This window comes from Arthrobacter sp. Bi26, from assembly GCF_918697925.1.
In the GTDB taxonomy this organism is placed as follows: Bacteria; Actinomycetota; Actinomycetes; order Actinomycetales; family Micrococcaceae; genus Arthrobacter.
Genome location: NZ_CAKKMF010000050.1, coordinates 19,904 through 36,957, shown reverse-complemented (window position 1 = coordinate 36,957; position 17,054 = coordinate 19,904). Strand labels below are relative to the sequence as shown.

Below are 17,054 nucleotides of genomic sequence, written 5' to 3'. Positions count from 1 at the left end.
CCCCCGGGGAGAGTGCAGGCATGGAGCCTCGGCGCCTCGAGGTGGAGGTGCCGATGCGCTGGAGCGACATGGATGCCTATGGGCACATCAACAACGTCCAGATTGTCCGGATCCTGGAGGAAGCGCGGATCGCGGCGTTCGGCCCGCCCCAGGGTCCAGGGCTACCGGGAACCGAACCCCTGGTGTCGCTCTTCAACGAAATCCCGGAAGGGACGCTGGCGCTCGTGGTCGAGCACAAGATCAGGTACGTCAAGACGCTGGAATACCGCAACGTGCCCGCCGTCGTCCAGCTGTGGATCGGGGCGGTCAAGGGCGCCAGCTTCGACATCCACTATCTGGTCCAGGATCCCGTCACGCGGGAGGACTGTGTCCGGGCCACGAGCCATCTGGCCTTCGTCAATGAGGCAACCGGCCGGGTGCTGCGGCTGACGCCGGAACAGAAGGAGAGGCTGGCCCCGTACACCCGCGCCCACCCGGTCCCATAGCCTCTACCCCGGTGCCGGTGGGGCTCCTAGAATGAACAATCCCGACGCTTCATTCCCGACGCTTAAGGAGCAGTGGTCGCTGTGAACATGGGCAAGAACGTGCACGGGAACATGCACACGAGGCACACACGCAAGAAGAAGTGGAGCGAACTCTCGCCGATGGCACGGTTCGGAACCATTGTCACGGCCACCGTTCAGCTGACGCTGCTCATCGCTGCCCAGCGGGATCTCTCGCGGCGGCCGGCCGGGGAGATCCGGGGCAGCAAGGCGCTGTGGCGGGTTGCCACCTTCGTGAACTTCATCGGCCCGGCCACGTATTTCACCGTCGGTGTGAAGCGCCGCCCTACCACGAAATCGGCCCCGCAGGCTGCCCGCGCGAGATTTACCGGACGGTAGCTTTGGGGCGGCGTTAAATGCGCGCGTTCAGTTTAAGCCTGTAAATTGAACGTATGACCCCAGCCAAGAAGCCTGCCCTGCACCGTGCCCTCGGTATCTCCAAGGAGATAGAAGACGCGGCGTGGTTTGTGCTGGGCCCGGGGTTGCTGGGCAAGGCGTCCGCCCTGGACGGCCGCACCAAAACCTGGTCGGTCCAGGCTGCCGCGGAGTTGCTGGAACGCCTCGAACGTGGCGTTCCCGACCCCAAAGCGCCGATGATGACCAACCTGCGTCAGAACCTGGAAGGTGCCACCCGCGGGGCGAAGCAACTGGCCGTGGAGCTGCTCTTCCTCCAGTCGCTGCCGCTGGCCCACGAGGTCAAGTCGCTGAAGGTCAAGCGGGCGCGCGTCGCCGAGGCGGCGTCCTGGCTGGAGCCTGCGCTGGAACTCCCGGACGAGCTCTACGCGGGAATGACGGACCACGGCGTGATCCGGGACCGCACCGCGGAATTCAACTGGACCATCTGGGACCACCTGAAATGGCTCTGCCGCTTCGTGCAGCACGTCGCACAGCGGCCGGCCCACGTCGTCCAGGCTGCGGTGAAGGATCCGCTGGCCTTCCACCGGCTGGTCGCCGGCACCCCGGATGACCAGCCGGCCATCCGCCGCAGCATTGAGTTCCTGGTCTGGCCGAGCTACTTCGAACCCGTTGTGGCCGATGTTGAACGGCAGGAGATCCGAGACGCCTTCGCTTCCCTGGTGGGCGGGGCCAAGGGGGACAGCGACGAGGACATTTCCGCCGACATCCACAGGATCCGCCTGCACCTGGACCAGCAGGCCGGGCAGCGGATCGACTGGTACTCCCGCCAGCTGGTGAGCCAGTGGCGGAAGGTCGGCGACCCCGGCCGCCGCGCCTGGCTTTTGCGCACCCACCACGACAACGCCGAGCGGCTGGGGGAGTGGCGGGACGAGGAAGCGGTGACGCTCGACGTCGAACACCTCCGCCTGCTGGACCCCGGCGTTACCGCCGGGCTGGTCCAGAACGCAGTGGACGAGGACTACAAGCACCTCGGCTACGTGGAGCGTGAGGACACCAAGACCGCCGTCTTCGCCTTCCTGACCGTGATGAAGCCGGGAGACCTCGCGCTCTTCCAGAGTTCGGGCAAGGTCCGGATCGGCGTGGTCCTGGGCGAACCGGAGCATGGCAAGGACAACCGCCAGCTCCGCCGCAAGGTCCGCTGGTTCGATGAGGAACACGACGTCACCGGGCTGCCCCGCCACGTGCAGCGCCAGCTGACCACATCCGGCAACATCGTGGACATCACCCGCGTGATCCAGGCGCTCGAGACGCTCCTGCCGGCAGAAGCGGAAGCCGAGGACGGCGACGGCGCCGAGCCGGATGCCGCCGTCGAACCTGCCTATGACGGTTTCCGGCCCCTGACCCCGGAGTTCGCCGCGTCCTTGCACATGGACCTGGACCCGCTGCAGGAAATCGCAGAACTCCTCGAGGAGAACCGGCAGCTGGTGCTCTACGGTCCGCCGGGAACGGGCAAGACGTACCTTGCTAAGCACCTCGCCGCCGAGCTCGCCGGCGACACCACGGACGAGCGGGTCAAGCTGGTCCAGTTCCACCCGTCGTACGCCTATGAGGACTTCTTCGAGGGCTTCCGGCCGGACAAGACGGACGAGGGCCAGGTGTCCTTCAAGCTCGTGGCAGGTCCGCTGCGCCGGCTCGCCGAGGAAGCTGCCAAGCCCGGCAACGAGAGCAAACCGTACTTCCTGATCATCGACGAGATGAACCGGGCGAACCTGGCCAAGGTGTTCGGCGAGCTGTACTTCCTGCTCGAATACCGCGATGACCGCATCTACCTCCAGTACAGCCCCAACGAACCGTTCACCCTGCCGGACAACCTCTACATCATCGGCACCATGAACACGGCCGACCGCTCCATCGCGATGATGGACGCGGCCATCCGGCGGCGGTTCTCCTTCATCGAGCTGCACCCGAAGACGGAACCCGTGAAGGGCTCCCTGCTACGTTTCCTCCAGGCCCGCGACCTGGACACGACGCCGGCCCTGCTGCTTGACGCGTTGAACAACGCGATCGACGAATGGGACCGCGACCTCATGATCGGGCCCTCTTACTTCATGAAGAAGTCTGCGCAGACGCCCAAGGGCCTCCGCAGAATCTGGAAGTACGAGCTCATGCCGCTGCTGGAGGAGCACTATCACGGCCAGCTCAACCGTGCCCAGCTCGAGGAACGGTTCGGGCTGGAACAACTCATGGGCCGCCTGGCGAATGCCTAGGCTGGCCGGGGATACCGTAGCGCTCGAGCGCAGATCGTCGGACCGTGGCGCCGACCGGGCCGCGCTGGACCGCAATGCATCGGACCGCGGTTCGGCCGGGCGTGGCCTATCCGGATCTGGTTTGTCCGGGCGCGGTTTGTCCGGACGGGGTTTGTCCGGACGCGGCGGCGCGGCGGAGCCCTGCCGGCACATTGTCCTCGACGAACTCTCCGCAGGCGTCGTGGAGCGGCTTGATCCGGATACTGCGGCCTACGTCAACGCCAGCGGCCTGGCGAAAGCCTCGCCGATGGGCATGGGACTGTACCGGATCGAACCCGTGGGCAGCGTGGGCTCGGTGCGGACCCCCACCGTGCAGCTGGAGGTGCGGCCGAAGGGACGGCTCGGGCTGAACCGGCTGCTGTTCCTCCTCGGCTACGCGGGGGACCAGGGGTTCCGGGACGATTCGGTCGCCGCGGTGGAGCATACCGACCTTTGGAGCGCCCTGGCCGAATCCCTGGCGCAGCTTGCGGACCGTGCACTGAGCCGCGGCGTGCTGCAGGGGTACCTCATGGTGGAAGAATCCCTCCGGACCGTTAAGGGCCGGATCCGGATGTCGGACCAGATTTCCCGCCGGCCGGGGATGCTGGTCCCACTGGAAGTCTCCTACGACGAGTTCACCGAGGACATCGCAGAGAACCGGATTCTGCGCGCCGCGCTCGAACGGATGTCCCAAGTGCCGCGCGTTCGGCCCGAAGTCCTTAGCCGGTTGCGCCAGCTGAAGGGAAAGCTCGACGCCGTGACGCGCCTGCAGTCCGGCGCGCCGCTGCCACAGTGGCGGCCCAGCCGGATGAACACCCGCTACCACGCGGCCCTCCGGCTCGCCGAACTGATCCTGCGGAACGCCTCGGCGGAGGCCGGCGACGGCAAGCAACAGTCGGCGTCGTTCGTAGTGGACATGGCAAAGGTGTTCGAGGACTTCGTGGGGACGGCGCTGCGCGAAGCCATGGCCGCCTACCCAGGGGAAATGCGGTTGCGCTACAACACACTGCTGAATGAGGCCGTCCGCGACTCGGACCGGATTGTGGTCCAGCCGGACGCCGTCCACTTCCTCGGCGGCCGGCCCGTGATGGTGTACGACGCCAAGTACAAGGCCGCCGCTGACACCGGCGCGTCCATCTCGGGCGACCACTACCGGATGCTCGCCTACTGCACATCCTTGCGGGTGCCGACGGCGTGGATTATTTACCCGGGTGCAGGGGAAATCAAGCTGCGCCGGATTCTCAATACCGACATCGACATTGTCGAGTTCCCGCTGGATCTGTCCCTGCCGCCGTCGGAAATCCTGGCCTCCGTGGCAGATCTTGCCCAGCAGTCCTGGGGCGAAGTGCTCCGGCAGGCCAGTATCGACAGGTCAGCCAGCTAAATCGTTCAGCCAGCTAAACCGCTCAGCCAGCTAGGCGGATGCTTGCTGGTCGGCCACTGTCCGCAGATGATCCAGGAGCGCCTTTTCCGGCTGGCCCGGGTTGTTCGCGACATGCCACCGAAGTTTCTCCCGCACGGGCGCATCTTCCGGGTTGGTGTCCGCGAGGACCTCGTCAATGATCGAGGTTGCCTGCCGGCGCAGCGGCTCCAAATCAGGGTCCGCTCCGCGGAACTGGCGGACCCGAACGGCCCGGTTTCTGGTGTGGCCGAAGCGGGGGAACTCAAGAACCGTGGGACTGGAATCGGCTGGCGTAGCAGCCATGTCGGGCTCATCGCTGGACATCAGCAAGTGGGGCATGTGCGCTCTCCCGTGTTTGCAGTACGCAGTGGTACTGACCGAATAATGCCTAAGGCCCCCGGAGTCGAATATTAGCTGAGGCAGTTCAGACTGCATCGGAAGCGGGCACTGCGACACGCGGGATTTCTGCTGGTCATCGGGCGTCCTCAGTGGGTTCGTCCGTTGGCAGGCCCCGAAGGAATGCGTCCAGCCGGAGCTCCAACGCCGATCGATCCTTCAGCTCGCACTCCCACACCGTGAGCACATCCCAGCCGTCGCGTTCGAGCTGAATCCGCTGGTCGGCGTCGCGGTTCCGGGTCCGTGTGCGCTTGGTTTCCCAGAACTCGGCATTTGCTTGGGGTGCGTGCTGTCCCACCCGGCAGTCGTGGAAATGCCAGAAGCAGCCGTTGACGAAGATGACCTTGTGGCGGCCGGCGAAGACAATATCGGGGTTGCCCGGGAGTTTGCCGCCACCCGCGGTGCCGTGCAGGCGATAGCGGTATCCCTTCGCGTGCAGCAGCCTGCGGACCAGCATTTCCGGTTTCGTGTTCTTACCCCGGATCCGGGACATGTTCCAGCTGCGCCGCTCCGGGGTCAGCCTGTCCGCCATTGTTTAAGTCTAGGCCGGTGCCAAGTGTTGGCAGCCGTCGGGCGCCGTCGGGCGTTAGATCTCCCGCTCCGGGTGTTCGCCGAACTGGAAGTGGCGTCCGCTGACCGAGGTCGGCGTAATTTCCACGTAGAAGTCCTTCAACGTCGGAACCCACGGTTTGAGTCCGAGGGCCTCGGCGTCAGCTATATCCGCCGACTGATCGAGTACCCGCGCGGTGCCGCGCAGGACCACTGACCACGCTTCCTCGGACAGGATTCCATCAGTTTCGAATAGCACTTTGGAGTTGATGGTGAGCTCGGCGAGCTTGTTGCCGGGGGCGGTGCGTAGGAACAATTTCCGGCCGCTGGCCACGTAGTTCACCGGGAAGATGTCGGGCTCTCCGGCGACAGTGACCACGAGCCTACCGTGTTTTGTACTGTCAATCAGCTTCCAGGATTGCTCGTCGTCCAGCTTGAGGATGGGATCGCCGTCTGCGTGTTCAAACATCATGGGCCTATTGTTCTGGCCTCGATGGGGAGATGGCTAGGGGCTAAAGGACTCATGGCGGGCAGACTGCCGGTCTCTATCGGGCTTCCTCCGAGACTGGGCACTGCTGTGGATAACTTTGACGTCTAAAATGTGACGTCGGTTACTCTTAAGCATTGTTTGGACTCGCGCGTCTTGATTTTCTATCGGGGGAGTAGCTGACCATGACATCTCGCACTTCGTCTTCCGGTCCCTGGCGAGCCTGTGCGGTCGCTTTGGTGTCGATCTCGCTGATGTCGGTCACAGCTTGCAACGGGGGCGGAACGCCACCGCCCGGGTCTCCACCTGCTAATTCGCAAAGTCCGTCAGCATCGTCCACTCCGAGTGCAGCTCCGACGCCCACCGCCAGCTACAAACCGGCCGACGCGACCGGCAGAGCGCAGAACGTCCCGGTTCCCGAGCTGCCGGAAGCTGCAAAGGCGGAGACGAAGGAAGGACTTGAGGCGTTTGCCCGGTACTGGTATACGACCCTCTCCTACGCATACGAGACCGGAGATATCGAACCGCTGGAATTGGTGTCGAGTCCGACATGCGTCTCTTGTGGACGGGTGAAAGAAGTTGTCCAAGGTTGGAATTCCGAGGGTAGGTGGCTGGCCGGAGGAAAAATGGTTGTGGAGGGTGTGCAAACCAAATTCATTGAGTCAAGCCCAGCTGAGTACCAAGTCCTGATTCAGGTGTATCAGGACACACTGTCCTACTATCGAGCGGACAAGACACTGGACGAAAAGACCGAGCGAGGCCCCGCGAACGGCGACATCATGGTCGCATCGTATACAGGCGGAGCTTGGAGGGCCGTTACGGTCGAGCACTTGGCCAAGAGTCGGTGAGTTCCATCGTCAGCAGACTTCCTTCATTCATTGCAATACTCGTTCTTCTTTCCGGGCCACCGGTATTCGCGAGAGTCGACTCTTCGGAATCTCCCGTGAAAGGGGGCTGGAACCAGACCGGCGTCACCGTGTCCGTGTGGCGCTACGACGCGAACACCGGCGTATGGGTGGATGCGCCGGGCGGGATAGCGGAAGACCCCAACATCTACAGATTCGAATATCTTTGCCTGATAAATAACAACAACAACTTCGACGTGCCCTGCCTGGCAGCAGCCGTTCGGTGTGATCAAGGGCGCGACGGGCGGCCCGTTCGTTGGTACACGTCACTGCGAGTTTTTGACCCGCCCATATGGTCAGCGGTTCGTCCGGACCGCTGCGTCTACCTTGAGAAACCCGTGGACGTGCTGGGCCAGATTGCCGCCCAGATTCAGACCAAATTTCAGCAACTTCCCATCAACTCGGGAAGCAGTGTTACGCAGCCGAGTCCGCACACTCTCAGAGGCGCTGAGACAAATTTCTATGCGGAAGCCGCCGAGCAGACTTTCAGCGTGGACATGTTGGGCCAAGATGTCGCCATCGTTGCCAGGCCCGTGCAGTACAGCTGGAGCTATGGCGACGGCACTTCGCTGGGGCCGCAAACGGCGGCCGGTGGACCGCTGCCGCAGGACCGCTGGGGCGAGAGGACCTTGACGAGCCACGTCTACGCCCAGACCGGCGACTTCCCGGTGGTTCTGACAACGCATTTCCAAGGCACATACTCCGTCAATGGAGGCCCACCCCTTCCCATCCCGGGCCAAGGCTCCTTCAGCTCGCCGCCGCAGACCGTCAGTGTCTGGCGGTCGATCACCAGGAATTATGCAGATACCTGCCTGCAGAACCCCCAGGGCCAGGGCTGCCCCGGCGTCGCCCCGCCTCCGCCCTAATCGCTAATCCGCAGTTCGGGGCTAGGCTCGCAGCTCGCGGTCCACCCGCGCCATCCGGGCGCTCACGAGCTGGCAACGGGGATCGTCCGGTCCGATCAGTGCCACCGCGGCAGCAGCAGTTGCGGTATCGGAGGACCCCATGTCGCTCGTGCACCACTGCAGCATCAGCCTGGCATCACCGCTGGAGCGTACGGACGCTCCCACGGCCGTGTTGAGCTCGTCGCGCATGAACCCGATCGCCAGATTGACCGAACGCGTGAGAAGCCTTGCCGGGTAGGCCGCGAATGCCTCGGCAACCCGGCCGTCCCGAAGATGGGCTGCCACAACCGAGGCGTCCGTCACGACGTTGACAGTTGACGAGAATCGGTAGGGGTTCGCCTCCAGGACATCGCCCAGCATGCTGCGTATCCGGTGCATCTCGGTCCGGATCGCCGCGCCGGTGCCCGCGTCGCCATGGATCTCGCAAGCCAGTTCATCGGCACTCCAGCCCTGGTCACGCGAGGCCAGCAGGGCCAGAATCTCGGCACGGCGGAGTGTCAGCGGGCGACTGCTGCCGCCATCGATCGCCGCGGACGGCTCGTCCCCCAAAAGCCGCAGCATGAGCTGTCCCCGGGAGCCGCCGTCGCGCGCTGTCCCCTCATTACGTCGTGTCAGCTGCCCTGAACGCCCGACGCCGGCGTCGGGAACCGGAGCCGATTTCAGGAGCTCCTCCGCAAGCCGCACTCCACAACGCACCAGCCGCAGGCTGTCAGGCGTGACCGACTCGAACGGGCCGGAGACATCGAGGACGCCAACGATTTGGCCGGTCAAAGGGTCGCGAATCGGAGAGGCCGTGCAGGCCCAGTCATGGTGGGTCCGCACGAGGTGCTCGGCCGAGAAAAGCTGCGCCGGGGCGCCGGTCACCAAGGCTTCGCTAATGGCGTTGGTGCCCACCCCTGACTCGGACCAGTCGGCACCCTCCACGAACTCCAGGGAGTCCGCAAGCCGCAGCGCCTGTTTGCTACCAACGCGCCACAGCACTTCACCTTCGTGGTCAGTCACAATGAGCAAATGGCGCCCGGTCACGGTCTCATCGGCCAGCAGCTGTGACAGGGCAGGCATGACCGCAGCCAGCCGATGGCCGGCACTGAGGGATCGTGCCTCGGAGACTTCGTGCCGGTGCAGCGGACGGTGCTGGTCCGGATTGATGCCCAACGCGAGGGAACGCTGCCAGGACTTGATGAGCGACGGCGACAGGTGCGAATCCGGAGTGCCGGACATGGTGGTCTCGTGCGCCGCGCGGAGTATCCGGGCGTACTCTGCCGGCGCTGAAAACCTGAGGTCTGAGGGATGCGTGATGGAGCCGTTGCCCTGCCGCATCCTCATTCTCCCAACTCGCCCTCGAATCGTCGCACCCGGCCGGTTCCCTGCCGCCGTCGGTCACCGTGCGCGCCGGCCGACAGCTTGAGAGCTCCGTGTAACCCGATTGTAACCCCCTGCCACCTTTACTTGTGATGCGGGTCACTGCGTGGTCTAGGCGTCACGCAACGGAAGCGGCCCACTGTCAGCAACGGAAAGAGGAATCATGCCTGAGACACCAAACGGCGTCGTCGGGGCGTGGTTGGCGCAGTTCGATGAGGCACTGCGCGGCCACAACACGGACGCCGCACTTGAACTTTTCGACGACGACTCGTACTGGCGCGACTTCGTCTCCTTCACCTGGAACCTCAAGACCCTTGAGGGCAAGGAAGACATCAGACGCATGCTCGACGCGACCCTGGATGACGTGCAGCCAAGCAACTGGACCCTCGCCGAAGACGCCACCGGGGACGCCGCCAACGCCGAGGCCTGGGTGAACTTCGAGACCGCCCAGGCCCGCGGCTACGCGCATCTGCGCCTCCGGAACGGCAAATGTTGGACCCTGCTCACCACCATGCAGGAGCTCAAGGGATACGAGGAAAAGAGGGGACCCAACCGGTCGAAGGGCGTCGCCCATGAAATCACCAAGGGCCGCAAATCCTGGCTGGAACTGAAGGAAGAGCAAGAGGCGCGCCTCGGGTACGAAGACCAGCCCTACACAGTCATCATCGGCGGCGGCCAGGGCGGGATCGGGCTGGGGGCGCGGCTGCGCAGGCTCGGCGTGCCCACCATCATCATCGAGAAGAACGAGCGCCCGGGAGACTCGTGGCGCAACCGCTACAAGTCCCTCCACCTGCACGATCCGGTCTGGTACGACCACCTGCCCTACATGAAGTTCCCGGACGACTGGCCGGTTTTCGCTGCCAAGGACAAGATCGGCGACTGGTTGGAAAACTACACGCGGATCATGGAGCTGAACTACTGGTCCAAGACCGAGTGCACCAACGCCCGCTTCGATGAATCCTCGGCGGAGTGGGTGGTGGAAGTGATGCGCGACGGCGCACCGGTCACCCTGCGCCCCAAGCAGCTCGTCTTCGCCCTAGGCGTTTCGGGGTACCCCAGCGTCCCCACGTTCGACGGCGCCGAGTCCTTCCTGGGGGAGCAGTACCACTCGTCCAAGCACCCGGGCGGCGGAGACTGGAGCGGCAAGAAGGCCGTGGTCATCGGCTCCAACAATTCCGCCCACGATATCTGTGCCGACCTCTGGGAACACGGGGCCGACGTCACCATGGTCCAGCGGTCCTCGACCCATATTGCCCGCAGCGAATCCCTCATGGACTTGGCCCTCGGCGATCTGTACTCCGAAAAAGCGCTGGCCAACGGCGTCACCACGGAGAAAGCCGATCTGCTGTTCGCTTCGCTGCCGTACCGGATTCTGCCCGAGGCCCAGATCCCTGTTTATGCGGAGATGGCCCGGCGGGACGCGGATTTCTACTCCCAGCTCGAGGCTGCCGGCTTTGACCTGGACTTCGGCGTTGACGGCTCCGGCCTGTTCCTGAAGTACCTGAGGCGCGGTTCCGGCTACTACATCGACGTCGGTGCCTCCCAGCTGATCATCGACGGCCGCGTCAAGCTGGCCAATGGCGAGGTCAGCAAGATCACCGGCAACTCCGTCGTGATGGCCAACGGCACGGAACTGGATGCCGACGTCATCATTTACGCCACCGGCTATGGGTCGATGAACGGCTGGTTGGCTGATTTGGTCTCGCCCGAGGTGGCCGACGCCGTTGGCAAGTGCTGGGGGTTCGGATCGGACACGCCCAAGGATCCAGGGCCGTGGGAGGGGGAACTGCGCAACATGTGGAAGCCAACAAACGTGGAGAACCTTTGGATCCACGGCGGCAACCTGCACCAGAGCCGCCACTACTCCAACTATCTGGCGCTGCAGCTCAAGGCAAGGATGGAAGGACTGCCGACGCCGGTCTTCGAGTTGCAGCCCACGCACCACACCCGCTGACCACACCCGCTGAGTGACAAGGGTCGTGACAATCCCAGGTACGGCCACCAGACTGGGGTTACGGCCCCGCTTTGAAAACCAACGACATTCCGTGGATGCGTCTGATCGGGCGCATCCATGGCCTGGAATCCGAAGGTGAAACCCCATGAAAGCAGCACGATTCCACGCCCGCGAGGATCTCCGGATCGAGGAAATTCAAGAGCCCGAACTCCGTCCGGGAACGGTGAAGATCGCCGTGGCCTGGTGCGGTATCTGCGGCACCGACCTCCATGAATTCCTCGAAGGACCCATTTTCACCCCTCCGCCCGGCCACCCCCACGGGCTTACCCACGAGGCCGCCCCGGTCACCCTGGGACACGAGTTCTCCGGCACTATCGAGGAACTTGGGGAAGGTGTCACCGGTCTAGCGGTCGGAGACAACGTCGTCGTTGAACCGTACGTCGTCTGCAATGAATGCGGTCCCTGCCTCAGCGGACACTACAACCTGTGCACCAAGTTGGGCTTCATCGGTTTGGCGGGCGGTGGCGGCGGCTTGAGCGAGAAAATCGTTGTCGATACCCGGTGGGTGCACCCTGTCGGCGACATTCCCCTGGACGAGGCCGCACTTATCGAACCCCTCGCGGTGGCGTACCACGCCGTCGGCAGGAGCGGCCTCACAGCCGGGGACGTCGCCGTCGTCGGGGGTGCCGGACCCATCGGGCTCCTGACCGCCGCGGTCCTCAAAGGCATCGGCATCACCACGATCGTTACTGAGCTGTCGGCCGCCCGCAAGGAGAAGGCGGCTTCGTCGGGGGTCGCGGATCACGTTCTCGACCCCAGTGCCGACGACGTCAAGGCGCGCGTGCTGGAACTGACCAACGGCGCGGGGGCCAACGCGGCGTTTGAATGTGCCGGCGTGAATGCCGTGTTGGACACGATGCTCGACGTCGTGAAGCCGGCGGGGGTCGTCGTGAACGTCTCGATCTGGGGACACCCGGCCACAGTGGATATGCAGAAAGTGGTGCTGAAGGAAATTGATCTGCGCGGCACCATCGCATACTGCGGCGACCATGAAGCCGCCATCAAGCTCGTCCAGGAAGGAAAAGTAGACCTGAAGCCCTTCATCACCGGGAGAATCGCCCTGGACGACTTGGTGGACAAGGGGTTCGACACGCTGATCAACCACAACGACACTGCGGTGAAGATTATCGTCCACCCGTCGTGATTCGAGTCTCAGATGGAATAGTTGCAAACGCTGTGCAGTTACCGTCAATGAACCAATCCATTGTGAAAGGAACTGCGCATGCTGTTTTCCCCGATGACCCTCGGCGAGCTGGAGCTGCCCAACCGACTCGTCATGGCGCCGCTTACCCGCGTCCGCTCCGGCAAAGAAGGAATCCCCGGCCCGCTGGTGGTCGAGCACTACCGCCAGCGCGCCTCGCTCGGCCTGATCGTCAGTGAGGGCACGTACCCCAGCCACGCAGGCCGAGGCTTCCCGGGCCAGCCCGGGCTCGTGACCGACGAGCAGCTCAAGGGCTGGGCCAACGTCACAGCCGCCGTGCACGCTGAGGGCGGCCGCATCTTCGCCCAGGTCATGCACGCCGGCCGGGTTACCCACCAGGACACGACCGGTGGCTACGAGGTAGTCGCCCCCAGTGCCATTGCCATCGACGGCGAGACCCGCACGTACGAAGGCAAGAAGGCGTTCCCTGTCCCGCGCGCCCTGGCCACCGAGGAACTGCCGGGCATCGTCCAGGAATTCGTGACGGCCTCCCGCAAGGCAGTAGAGGCAGGATTCGACGGCGTCGAGCTTCACTCGGCCAACGGTTACCTTCTGCACGAGTTCCTCACTCCGGCCGCCAACCAGCGCGACGACGTCTACGGCGGCTCCCCGGAGAACCGGGCGCGCTTCGTGATTGAAGTGACCCAGGCCGTGGTGGACGCCATCGGCGCGGACCGTGTCGGCATCCGCATTTCGCCGGAGCACAATGTCCAGGGTGCCCTCGAACTCGACGCAGCAGATGTCCGGGCCACCTACGCCCACCTCGTGGACGCTCTGGCTCCGCTGAAGCTGGCCTACCTCAGCATCCTGCACAAGGACCCCACCAGCGAGCTGGTCCAGGACCTGCGCGCACGGTTCAACGGAACGTTCCTGATCAACACCGGCTTCGGCATCGTCACCACGCGCGACGAGGCGACCGCACTGGTCGCAGACGGCCACGCTGACGCCGTCGTCGTCGGACGCCCCGCCATCGCCAACCCAGACCTGGTCCGCCGCTGGCGCGAAGGCCTGCCGGTCAACGAGGCGAATCCGGCCACGTTCTACACCGACGGCCCCGAGGGCTACACCGACTACCCGGCCTACCAGAACTAAGGCAGCGCCAGCACCGCCACGGCTGGACATGTCCAGCCGTGGCAACAAAGAGTGGGCAGAACACCGTTCTGCCCACTCTTTGCGTTAAAGAATGGGCATGTCCGGCGTCCTATAGGATCTGAAGATGCAACCAGCTTCCTCCGGGAGTCGCCCTGAGGGCCACTACGCGGGCCGTCCCGTCAGCCGCCAGGTCCTCGCCGACCACGTCTACGAGGAGCTTTTGGCGTCACTGATGGACGGGCGGCTCGAACCCGGGGCCGCTGTGAGCATCGATGGCACCGCCAGGGAGCTCGATGTTTCCCCGACGCCGGTGCGCGAGGCGCTTGCCCGGCTCGAACACACCGGAATGGTCCGCCGTGTCGCGCTCAAGGGCTACCGGGTGGCGCCGATGTTCACCCGGGAGGACTTCGCCGAACTCATGGAAGCGCGGCTGGCCATCGAGCCCGTCAATGCCCGCCTGGCGTGCGCCCGGCAGACACCGGCGCACCAAGCCGAGCTGGCCAGGGCTGTCGCCGACCTCAAGAAGGCGCCGCGCGGCCCGTCGTTTGCCGAATACCGCGACTATCTGGAAGCCGATGAGCGGTTCCACCGGTTGATCGCGGAGCAGACCGGCAACCAGTTCATGGTGGCTGCCTATGCGGCCCTCGGCGGGCAGGTCCAGCGCTTCCGCCTGTTCGGCGGCGTGGGCATCACCGACGCGGAGCAGGCCATCGCCGAGCACCAGGCGGTCCTGGAGGCGCTTTCCACGGGCGACCCGGAGAAGGCCGCAGCTGCCATGGCCGAGCACGTGCGGAAGGTGCGCGGCCGCGCCATCGCGGACGCTCCCGCCGAATAAACTCCGTTCCGTCTCCGTTCCGCGGACGGCCCCGCGGACGGCCCTGCGGACAGCCCCGCGGACGGCCCTGCGGACAGCCCCGCGGACGGCCCCGCGGACAGCCCCGCGGACGGCCGCTGCAGACTCCTGTAAAAGCTTTTTTGTGACCCCCTTCACAGTAGATAGAAGACCCTATAGGATCTTCGATTGTGACGGCTACGGTGCCGGCATGGGGAGTCACGAGGGAGTGAAGAGTGCAAACAGAAACTTTGGCCGCAGGGCCCAAGGAGTCAGCGACACGCCGCACCATCAAGAATCTGCGGTGGTGGATCCTCGGCTGGGCGCTGGCCGCCGGCATCATCAACTACATGGACCGCAGCGCGATCTCTATCGCCGCGCCGCAACTGATCAAAGACTTCGGAATGACCCGCACGGACATTGGCCTCCTGGGCACGGTGTTCTCCTGGACCTACGCTTTTGCCCAGCTGCCCGCGGGCTGGCTCGTGGACAAGCTGGGCGCCCGCCGGATGTACTTCCTGGCGATCGCGGGCTGGAGCATCGCGACAGCGCTGATGGCCGTCGGCACCAAGATGTGGCAGTTCATCACCTTCCGCTTCCTGCTCGGCATCACCGAAGCCCCGAACGGGCCGGCGTCGGCCAAGCTCACCGCTGACTGGTTCCCCCGGGCCGAGCGCGGACAGGCCACCGCCATCTGGGATAGCGGGTCCAAATGGGGACCCGCCATCGCGCCGCCCGTCCTGACCGCCATCATGCTCGCCTTCGGCTGGCAGGCCATCTTCGTATTCCTCGGCGTCGCAGGCCTCGTGCTGGCGCTGGCCTTCTTCCTTTACTACCGCGCTCCCGAAGAGCACAAACGCATCAGCTCCAAGGAACTGGACTACATCGAAAGCCAGCGCACCACCCAGCTTCTGACCGCCAAGAAAGTCTCGTGGCTCGGACTTTTCAAGCACCGCCAAATCTGGGGCATGATGGCCGGCTTCTTCTGCGTCATCTGGATCTGGAACATCTTCATCGTCTTCCTGCCGCTCTACCTGCAGGAAGAACGCGGTGCCAGCATCGCCAGCTCCGGCTGGCTCGCCGCCGTCCCGTACCTCGGCGCAGCCATCCTCGGCATCACCGGCGGCTGGGTCATGACACGTTACTCGAAGAAGGCAGGCCGCGATCCGCTGCTGGCCAAGCGCCACGTGATGTCCGTAGCCGCCGTCGCGGCCGGCATCCTGATCTGCCTCATCCCGTTCGTGGATTCCCTTCCGCTCGCCATCGCTGTCATGACTGTGGCGCTGGGCTTCGTCGCCACCATGCAGGCGGCCGCCTGGGCCATGCCCGGCGACATCGTGGATAACTCCCAGGTTGCCTCGGTCGGTGCCATCCAGAACTTCGGCGGCTACTTCGGCGGCGCCTTTGCCCCGCTGCTGACCGGCGTGATCGCCGATGCCACCGGCTCCTACGCGCCGTCGTTCGTTATCGGCGGCATCATCGCGGCCCTGGCCGCCGTGGCTTACACGGTGCTGGTCCGCGAACCCATCAAGGACAAGACCGCAGCAACGCAGACAGAAAGCCGAACCGACGCATGAGCGCAGCAACAAATGCATTGACCACGACGGCGGTCGCCAACTCGGCGACCGCCCCGGCGGCGGGAACCACCACGGCGGAAACCATCACAGCGGGAACCGCCCGCCCGCCGTTCACCGTGGCCGTCACGGCCGACGCCGCCCGGCCGGACGGCAGCTCCATCCACGGCGACCTGGGGCTGCAACGACTCACTGAGAATGGCATCAGTTGGAACGTCCTGCCCAGCTACACAGACCCGGTTCCGCTGCCCGACCTCGCCGGGGTCCAGGCCGTTCTGTCACTGGGACACATCGCTTTCGATTCACGCACCGTGGACCACGCTCCGGACCTGAGGCTGATCGCCCGGTTCGGGGCCGGCTACGAAACCATCGATTTGGACGCCTGCACCCGCGCCGGCGTCGTTGTCACCAACACCCCGGACGCGATCCGGCGGCCGTTGGCGGTGGCGGGGCTGACGCTGCTCCTGGCGCTCTCGCACAAGCTCCTGGCCAAGGACAGGCTGACCCGGACCTCTGACTGGGTGCAGCGCGAGCACTACCGCGGCGCGCCGCTCGTGGGCCAGACGGTCGGCATCGTGGGCTTCGGCAGCGTGGGCGCTGAGCTTGCCTGGCCCCACTCGGGATGAAAGTGGTGGGCAACAACCGCAGCGGCCGCCATGCGGGGGCCGCCGGGCTCGGCGTCGAGCTGCTGGGCCTGAACGAGCTCCTGGAGCGCTCGGACTACGTTGTCCTCTGTGCCGCACTGACCCCGGCGACCGAAAAGCTGATAGACGCCACCGCGTTGGCCCGGATGAAGCCCAGCGCCTACCTGATCAATATCGGCCGCGGAAAGCTCGTGGACACGGATGCCCTCCGGGACGTCCTCCGGGACGGCCGGATCGCCGGCGCCGGCCTGGACGTCTTTGAGCCGGAACCCCTACTTCCCAATGACGAGCTACTGACCTTGGACAACGTGGTGCTGTCGCCGCATTCCCTGTGCTGGACCGAGGATTTCACCCGGGACGTCGCGGCCAGCGCCATTGCCTCGATCCTGGCCGTCGCGGCGGGGGAGCGCCCTGCCAACGTCCTGAATCCGGAGGTCTTCGCAACCGCGGCATTCACCGCAAGGCGCGCGTAACCCGGGATGTGACCTTGACAACATCCCCCCAGAT

General features: G+C 64.9%; 15 protein-coding genes and 1 pseudogene. 12 read left to right on the top strand and 4 right to left on the bottom strand.

Features of this window, described 5'->3' with window-relative positions:
- The first annotated feature begins 53 nt into the window (after positions 1 to 53).
- From LQV16_RS14205 to LQV16_RS14190, 4 genes are all read left to right on the top strand, one after another.
- Positions 54 to 485, top strand: a complete 432-nt coding sequence (locus LQV16_RS14205) for a thioesterase family protein (RefSeq protein ID WP_229994561.1) — start codon at positions 54 to 56, stop codon at positions 483 to 485.
- 72 nt (positions 486 to 557) lie between these two features.
- A complete protein-coding gene (locus tag LQV16_RS14200; protein WP_229994560.1) occupies positions 558 to 881 on the top strand; it encodes a hypothetical protein in 324 nt (107 codons plus the stop codon).
- Between the two features lie 53 nt (positions 882 to 934).
- Entirely contained in the window at positions 935 to 3,166 is a 2,232-nt protein-coding gene (locus LQV16_RS14195) for an AAA family ATPase (RefSeq protein WP_229994559.1), read from the top strand.
- A complete protein-coding gene (locus LQV16_RS14190) occupies positions 3,159 to 4,568 on the top strand; it encodes an McrC family protein (RefSeq protein WP_229994558.1) in 1,410 nt (469 codons plus the stop codon). Before LQV16_RS14195 ends, LQV16_RS14190 begins: the two co-directional genes overlap by 8 nt.
- A 30-nt stretch (positions 4,569 to 4,598) precedes the next feature.
- Here LQV16_RS14190 and LQV16_RS14185 read toward each other — a convergent pair whose 3' ends face one another.
- The 3 genes from LQV16_RS14185 to LQV16_RS14175 all read right to left on the bottom strand — a co-directional run bounded on the left by LQV16_RS14185 (position 4,599) and on the right by LQV16_RS14175 (position 6,003).
- Complete coding sequence (locus LQV16_RS14185; protein WP_229994557.1) at positions 4,599 to 4,925, bottom strand: hypothetical protein; 327 nt, start codon at positions 4,923 to 4,925, stop codon at positions 4,599 to 4,601.
- Positions 4,926 to 5,058: 133 nt separating this feature from the next.
- A complete protein-coding gene (locus tag LQV16_RS14180) occupies positions 5,059 to 5,514 on the bottom strand; it encodes a very short patch repair endonuclease (RefSeq protein ID WP_229994556.1) in 456 nt (151 codons plus the stop codon).
- Positions 5,515 to 5,568: 54 nt separating this feature from the next.
- A complete protein-coding gene (locus LQV16_RS14175; protein ID WP_229994555.1) occupies positions 5,569 to 6,003 on the bottom strand; it encodes a pyridoxamine 5'-phosphate oxidase family protein in 435 nt (144 codons plus the stop codon).
- A 200-nt stretch (positions 6,004 to 6,203) separates the two neighbouring features.
- On the opposite strand from LQV16_RS14175, the gene LQV16_RS23740 reads away from it, so the two are divergent.
- Both LQV16_RS23740 and LQV16_RS14170 read left to right on the top strand, forming a co-directional pair.
- A complete protein-coding gene (locus LQV16_RS23740) occupies positions 6,204 to 6,866 on the top strand; it encodes a DUF6318 family protein (protein WP_356815776.1) in 663 nt (220 codons plus the stop codon).
- Between the two features lie 95 nt (positions 6,867 to 6,961).
- Positions 6,962 to 7,789 carry a hypothetical protein gene (locus tag LQV16_RS14170; RefSeq protein WP_229994554.1) on the top strand — a complete coding sequence of 276 codons (828 nt, stop codon included), beginning with the start codon at positions 6,962 to 6,964 and terminating at the stop codon, positions 7,787 to 7,789.
- Between the two features lie 21 nt (positions 7,790 to 7,810).
- Here LQV16_RS14170 and LQV16_RS14165 read toward each other — a convergent pair whose 3' ends face one another.
- Positions 7,811 to 9,154: a GAF domain-containing protein gene (locus LQV16_RS14165; protein WP_229994553.1), complete on the bottom strand. Its 1,344-nt coding sequence runs from the start codon at positions 9,152 to 9,154 to the stop codon at positions 7,811 to 7,813.
- Between the two features lie 199 nt (positions 9,155 to 9,353).
- On the opposite strand from LQV16_RS14165, the gene LQV16_RS14160 reads away from it, so the two are divergent.
- The 6 genes and pseudogenes from LQV16_RS14160 (at position 9,354) to LQV16_RS14135 (ending at position 17,020) form a co-directional block, all read left to right on the top strand.
- Positions 9,354 to 11,144 (top strand): NAD(P)/FAD-dependent oxidoreductase, encoded by a 1,791-nt coding sequence (locus LQV16_RS14160; RefSeq protein ID WP_229994552.1) that lies wholly within the window; start codon positions 9,354 to 9,356, stop codon positions 11,142 to 11,144.
- 145 nt (positions 11,145 to 11,289) lie between these two features.
- The gene (locus tag LQV16_RS14155) at positions 11,290 to 12,348 is read left to right on the top strand and encodes a 2,3-butanediol dehydrogenase (RefSeq protein ID WP_229994551.1); all 1,059 of its coding nucleotides are present in this window, start codon (positions 11,290 to 11,292) and stop codon (positions 12,346 to 12,348) included.
- 78 nt (positions 12,349 to 12,426) lie between these two features.
- Positions 12,427 to 13,497, top strand: a complete 1,071-nt coding sequence (locus tag LQV16_RS14150; protein ID WP_229994550.1) for an alkene reductase — start codon at positions 12,427 to 12,429, stop codon at positions 13,495 to 13,497.
- Between the two features lie 124 nt (positions 13,498 to 13,621).
- Complete coding sequence (locus LQV16_RS14145; protein WP_229994549.1) at positions 13,622 to 14,332, top strand: GntR family transcriptional regulator; 711 nt, start codon at positions 13,622 to 13,624, stop codon at positions 14,330 to 14,332.
- A gap of 233 nt (positions 14,333 to 14,565) precedes the next feature.
- The gene (locus LQV16_RS14140) at positions 14,566 to 15,906 is read left to right on the top strand and encodes an MFS transporter (protein ID WP_229994548.1); all 1,341 of its coding nucleotides are present in this window, start codon (positions 14,566 to 14,568) and stop codon (positions 15,904 to 15,906) included.
- Positions 15,903 to 17,020, top strand: a pseudogene (locus LQV16_RS14135) (NAD(P)-dependent oxidoreductase). Before LQV16_RS14140 ends, LQV16_RS14135 begins: the two are co-directional and overlap by 4 nt.
- Positions 17,021 to 17,054: the final 34 nt, after the last annotated feature.